This is a genomic window from uncultured Microbacterium sp., from assembly GCF_913776565.1.
In the GTDB taxonomy this organism is placed as follows: Bacteria; Actinomycetota; Actinomycetes; order Actinomycetales; family Microbacteriaceae; genus Microbacterium.
In genome coordinates, this window is sequence record NZ_CAJYPF010000203.1 from 1 (window position 1) to 5,758 (window position 5,758).

At 70.8% G+C, this 5,758-nt stretch carries 5 protein-coding genes and 1 pseudogene; all 6 read right to left on the minus strand.

Going from position 1 to position 5,758, the window contains the following annotated elements; translation table 11 throughout:
- A partial coding sequence (locus tag QZ433_RS11330) for an AAA family ATPase (protein WP_295783408.1) occupies positions 1 to 786 on the minus strand: 786 nt, incomplete at its 3' end.
- 148 nt (positions 787 to 934) lie between these two features.
- Entirely contained in the window at positions 935 to 1,735 is an 801-nt protein-coding gene (locus QZ433_RS11335) for a DUF4184 family protein (protein WP_295783410.1), read from the minus strand.
- 1 nt (position 1,736) lies between these two features.
- A complete protein-coding gene (tyrS, locus tag QZ433_RS11340) occupies positions 1,737 to 3,050 on the minus strand; it encodes a tyrosine--tRNA ligase (RefSeq protein WP_295783413.1) in 1,314 nt (437 codons plus the stop codon).
- Positions 3,051 to 3,108: 58 nt separating this feature from the next.
- Positions 3,109 to 3,837, minus strand: coding sequence for a hypothetical protein (locus tag QZ433_RS11345; protein ID WP_295783416.1), 729 nt, complete (start codon positions 3,835 to 3,837; stop codon positions 3,109 to 3,111).
- Positions 3,834 to 4,481 (minus strand): SatD family protein, encoded by a 648-nt coding sequence (locus QZ433_RS11350; protein WP_295783419.1) that lies wholly within the window; start codon positions 4,479 to 4,481, stop codon positions 3,834 to 3,836. Before QZ433_RS11350 ends, QZ433_RS11345 begins: the two co-directional genes overlap by 4 nt.
- A gap of 51 nt (positions 4,482 to 4,532) precedes the next feature.
- A pseudogene (argH, locus tag QZ433_RS11355) lies at positions 4,533 to 5,687 on the minus strand (argininosuccinate lyase); the annotation flags it as partial.
- Positions 5,688 to 5,758: the final 71 nt, after the last annotated feature.

Genomic DNA, 5,758 nt, shown 5'->3' on the forward strand with positions numbered 1-5,758 from the left:
CTTCACCGTGCGACCGATCACCGTCTCGAGAACGTCGTCGCCGAACGCCTCGACCACGCGCTCGAGCACCTCGCGCGAGTGCAGCGTGCGGGGGTCGTACATCGTGGCGAGCACGCCGTCGAGCTCGATCGCGGGGTTGAGGCGGTCGCGGACCTTGTCGATCGTCTCGACCAGCAGCGCCACACCACGCAGCGCGAAGAACTCGCACTCGAGCGGGATGAGCACACCGTGCGCCGCCGTCAGCGCGTTGACGGTGAGCAGCCCCAGCGACGGCTGGCAGTCGACCAGGATCACGTCGTAGTCCGCCGCGACCTTGCGCAGCACGCGCGCGAGGATCGTCTCGCGGGCGACCTCGTTGACGAGGTGCACCTCGGCCGCCGACAGATCGATGTTGGCCGGGATCACGTCGAGCCCCTCGACCCGCGTGCGCATGATGACCTCGTGCGGGTCGCGCTTGGTGTCGAGCAGCAGGTCGTAGATGGTGGGGACGTCGTGCGTCTGGATGCCGAGTCCCGCCGACAGCGCACCCTGCGGATCGAAGTCGATCGCCAGCACACGTCGCCCGTACCCGGCCAGCGAGGCGGCGAGGTTGATGGTGGTCGTCGTCTTACCGACGCCGCCCTTCTGGTTGCACAGTGCGATGATGCGGGCCGGACCGTGTCCGTCGAGCGGCTTCGGGGTGGGGAACCCCTGATACGGGCGTCCGGTGGGCCCGAGGATGACCTCGTCCGCGCCCGACTTCGTGCCCTTCGTGCTCGCCGACACCGATTCTCCCGCCTTCGTCATAACGTCCCCGAGTCTAGTCGCCGCCCGTCCGCCCACCCGCGTGACCCGCGGGCCGCGGCGAGGTCGGGCGTCGCGCGGCTCACGTACGGAGCCTCCTCGCGCGCGCCTCCTCCGCGATGTGCGCAGCCTCAGCCCGAAACCCCGACGCTCAGCGACGTTCGTGCACGTCGCGGACTCTGCGCACGCGCCGCACCTGTACGAGCAGCGCCAGCGCCAGCGTCGCCGCTCCCCACGCGGCGGCGACCTTCACCAGCACGCCGTAAATCAGATGGGTCGGGGTGTAGTCCGCCCCGAACCCTCCCTCGACCGCCAGCGCCACGAGACTCGCGCCGACCAGCGCCACCGGCAGCGAGAGCCACCACGCGACGCGCACGGCATCCGGGAGCGCCCGATGAACAGGAATGGCCGCGCGCCGCGACAGCCACACCCACGCGAAGACCGCGAGCACGAGCAGACCGAGCGCGCTCGAGGCGTGCTGCAGCCATTTGGCCCCCGAGAACGGTCCCCACTGCTGGGCGAGCACCGGGAAGAGCTGCTCCCCCGTCCGTCCCTCGTGCGTGAACAGGTCCCAGGCGATGTGCGAGAGCACCCCGAGCGCGAGCGACAGGACGAGCCACAGGATGCCGCGCACTCCCCCGCCCAGGGTCTCGCGCGCCGCGGCCGGGGCACCGGCATCCCACCCCTCGGGCAACCGCGCGGCCACCGCGCGCGGCAGCAGTTCGCGGGTCGCGGGCCGCAGCACGCAGCGCCACACGAGAAGCAGCGCGAGGGCCACGACCACGGTCGGCGCGAGCCAGGCCGGATCGTGCGTCTGACCGTAGCCGGGCCACATCCCGCGGACGAACAGCGGCAGATCGGGGGTCATCGCCCCGACGGCGATCGCCGCCGGAACCAGCCGCGTGCGCAGGAACGGGAGCGCGACGACGGCATGGCTCGGCGTGAACGGCATGTCAGTCGAAGAACAGTCCCGCGAGCGTCTTCTTGCCGCGACGCAGGACCGACACGCCACCGGGAAGCGTCCCCGAGACGACGGCCTCGTCACCGGTGACCTTCTCACCGTCGAGCGAGACACCGCCCTGCGCGATCGCGCGGCGGGCCTCGCTCAGGCTCGCGCACAGTCCCGTGGCGGTGAGCGCCTCGACGACGGTCGAACCGGCGGCGACGGTCGCGTGCGGCAGCTCTTCGAGGGCGCTGCGCAGCACGGCGGCGTCGAGCGCGGTGACGTCGCCCTGGCCGAACAGCGCCTCGGTCGCGGCGATGACGGCCTCGGTGGCCTCGGGCCCGTGCACGGTCGTCAGAACCTCACGGGCGAGGCGCTTCTGCGCGGCGCGGCGGAAGGGCTCGGACTCCACGAGCGCCTCGTACGCGGCGATCTCGTCGCGCGTGAGGAACGTGAAGACCTTCAGGCGCTCGATCACGTCGCGGTCATCGGTGTTGAGCCAGAACTGGTACATGACCCACGGGCTGCACATCTCGGCATCCAGCCAGATCGCATTGCCCTCGCTCTTGCCGAACTTCGTCCCGTCGCTGTTGGTGATGAGCGGCGTGCCGATCGCGTGCACCGAGACGCCCTCGACCTTGCGCACCAGGTCGGTGCCGCTGGTGAGGTTGCCCCACTGGTCGCTGCCGCCGGTCTGCAGGACGCAGCCGTACTGGCGGTGCAGCTCGAGGTAGTCGAGCCCCTGCAGGATCTGGTAGCTGAACTCGGTGTAGCTGATGCCCGCTTCGGAGTTGAGGCGCGCGCTGACGGCATCCTTCTTCAGCATGGTGCCGACGCGGAAATGCTTGCCGATCTCGCGCAGGAAGTCGATCGCGCTGAGCGGAGCGGTCCAGTCGAGGTTGTTCACGATGCGCGCGGCGTTGTCGCCGTCGAAGCTCAAGAACCGTTCGACCTGCGCACGGAGCTTGCCGACCCATTCCTCGACGGTCTCGCGCGTGTTGAGCGTGCGCTCGGCCGTGGGACGCGGGTCGCCCACCAGGCCGGTGGACCCGCCGACGAGCCCGAGCGGGTGGTGACCGGCGAGTTGCAGGCGACGCATGGTGAGCAGCTGCACGAGGTTTCCCAGGTGCAGGCTCGGCGCGGTCGGGTCGAAGCCGCAGTAGAACGTGATCGGGCCTGCGCCGAGCAGTTCGCGCAGCTCGCCCTCGTCGGTGGAGACGTGCACGAGCCCGCGATACACCAGCTCGTCCCAGACGTTGTCGAAGGTCGGGTCGTTGGCGGGTGCGAGGGCGCTCACGGGCGCCGCATCGGTGGAGGCAGACACCGGTTCAGGGTACCAGCGGGCTCGGGAGGCTCCGGATGCCGCGACCCCGGCGGTCCGCTCAGCCGGCGTGCACGCCCCACCACACCAGGAACGCCGCCGCGAGCGAGGTCACCCAACTGACCAGGCTGCCGATCAGGAAGTACTCGGCGCGGTCGCCGTCGTCGCGATCGCGCGAGATCTCGGGGAAGCGGACGATCCCCTTGGCCGCGAGCACCGCGGCGAGCAGCGTGTACGCACCGGTCAGGGTGAGCACGAAGACGAGGATGCGCTCGAGCGGGCCGATCAGTCGTCCGCCCTTGAGCGCGGGCGGGGCGGCCTCGCCGGTCACTCGATCCGTCTCACCGGCCGCCCGATCGCCCATCTCGGAGCGCAGGGCGATGCGCACCACGGCGTTTCCGGACTCGAGCAGGAATACCAAGCAGCCGACCACCAGGACGGCGACGTCGATCGACACCGACTCGCCGGGCCGGTAGCCCGCCCAGGCCTGGCCGATCAATCCCGGACGCGCTCGGCCCGGGGCGACCACGACGCACGCCGCGGCGGCGAGGGCGAGGAGCGCGACCGGCCACAGCCCGGCGCGTGCGGGACCCGTCTCGGGCACGACCCAGGTCCAGATCGCAGCGACGGCGACGGCCAGGATGCCGGCGACCACCGCGTCCAGACCCGCCGAGACCGCGACGAGTGCGATGGCGGCGACGGCGAAGGCGATCGCGCGCTTCGCGCGGATCATCTGGCGCAGCAGGTCGACGGCGCCGACGGCGAGCAGCAGCAGTCCGGCGGCGATCATGCGCGCTCCCCCGCGGTCAGCACGGCGAACCCCTCGACCAGGGTGGCCGATCCGGCCGCGGCGAGCGCCTGCGACACCGCGGATTGACTGATGCCCTCGGCCTCGGCGAGGTCGCGCTGCGATCGGCCGATGCACCGCCCGTAGGTGAGCCGCCGGCTGCGTTCGCTCATCGCCGAGATCGTGTGGTCACGGGCGAGGGCGTAGGCGCCGGCCAGGGCGATCGTGTCGGACATGGCGGCATCCTCTCCCTCGGCGAGCTCGATCCACGTGCGCGCGAGCGGCGCGGCGCGCTGCTGCAGGCGCTCGACGTGCTCGATCGCCGCGCGGGCGGCCCACCATGCCGGCCCCTCGGGCACGATGCGTCCGTCGATGTCGATGGGTCGCACGGCGCCGACGCCGATGCCGAAGCGACAGTCGACGCCGTCGGGCAGCGCGAGGCGGAGGAGCAGGAGCGAGGCCAGCGCACGCGGGAGGGTGTCGTATTCGCCCTGCAACTCGTCCCCCGCGACGGGGGTGAGGGGCGCGGATGCCACGGGCAGGACGCGGTCGACCTCGGCGATGGCGACGGCGATCGCCCTTTGCGCGCCGGCGCGGTCGGCGAGCTGTCGCGAGGCGACGATGTCGACGATCACGGCGACGGTCATGTGATCAGCATAATACTTATCGATGCAGATTTATAAGCGATTTACTGATATTCACGGGAGTATCGGTCGAGCCGCGGCCTGCGCGCGCTCGACGAGCTGCGCGCGCTGCTCGGCCACGCGCACCGGGGCCGTTCCGCCCGCGCCCGTGCGGCTCGCGACGGAACCCTCGATCGTCAGCACCTCGCGCACGGCCGGAGCGAGCGACGGCGACACCGAGGCCAACAGCGCGTCGTCGGCGTCCTCGAGGCCGATCTCGCGCTCTTCGCACGCGCGCACCAGCGCCCCGGAGATCTCGTGCGCGTCGCGGAAAGCGACGCCCTGACGCACCAGCCACTCGGCCACGTCGGTCGCGAGGGAGAACCCCTGCGGGGCGAGCTCGGCCATGCGGTCGGTGTGGAAGCGCAGCGTCGCGATCATGCCCGAGAACGCCGGCAGGACGAGCTCGAGCGTGCGGACCGAGTCGAAGACGGGCTCCTTGTCCTCTTGCAGATCGCGGTTGTACGCCAGCGGCAGCCCCTTGAGGGTGGCGAGCAGACCCGAGAGGTTGCCGATGAGGCGCCCCGCCTTGCCGCGCGCGAGCTCGGCGATGTCGGGGTTCTTCTTCTGCGGCATGATGCTCGACCCGGTCGAGTAGGAGTCGTCGAGCGTGACGAAGCCGAACTCGCGAGTGTTCCAGAGGATGACGTCCTCGGACAACCGCGACAGGTCGACGCCGATCATCGCCGTGATGAAGGCGAACTCGGCCACGACGTCGCGCGACGCGGTGCCGTCGAGCGAGTTCTCGGAGGGGCGGGCGAGACCCAGGCGGTCGGCCACCAGCTGCGGGTCCAGACCCAGCGTGGCACCGGCGAGCGCACCGCCGCCGTAGGGCGAGACCAAGGCGCGGACGGACCAGTCGCGCAGACGCTCGATCCCGCGGACGAAGGCCCACCCGTAGGCCTGCAGGTGGTGAGCGAGCAGTACGGGCTGGGCGTGCTGCAGGTGGGTGCGACCCGGCATGATCGCCGTCTCGTGCGCCCCGGCCTGGGCGACGAGGGCGTCGATCAGCCGCAGCAGCTCGCGGGTGAGGGTGCGGGAGTGGTCGAGCAGGTACAGCCGCACGAGGGTCGCGATCTGATCGTTGCGGCTGCGGCCGGCGCGCAGCTTGCCGCCCACCGCGGGACCCACGGTCTCGATGAGCACGCGCTCGAGCGCACCGTGGACGTCCTATAATCATTCGACAAGATGCAACAATTTAAGATCATATTTTTTGCTATGATAAGTAAGGAATTTACATA

Coding starts and splice junctions, on each gene's coding strand:
- QZ433_RS11350 (WP_295783419.1), bottom strand. CDS start 4,481: ATGACCGTCGCCGTGATCGTCGACATCGTCGCCTCGCGACAGCTCGCC.
- QZ433_RS11345 (WP_295783416.1), bottom strand. CDS start 3,837: ATGATCGCCGCCGGACTGCTGCTGCTCGCCGTCGGCGCCGTCGACCTG.
- QZ433_RS11335 (WP_295783410.1), bottom strand. CDS start 1,735: ATGCCGTTCACGCCGAGCCATGCCGTCGTCGCGCTCCCGTTCCTGCGC.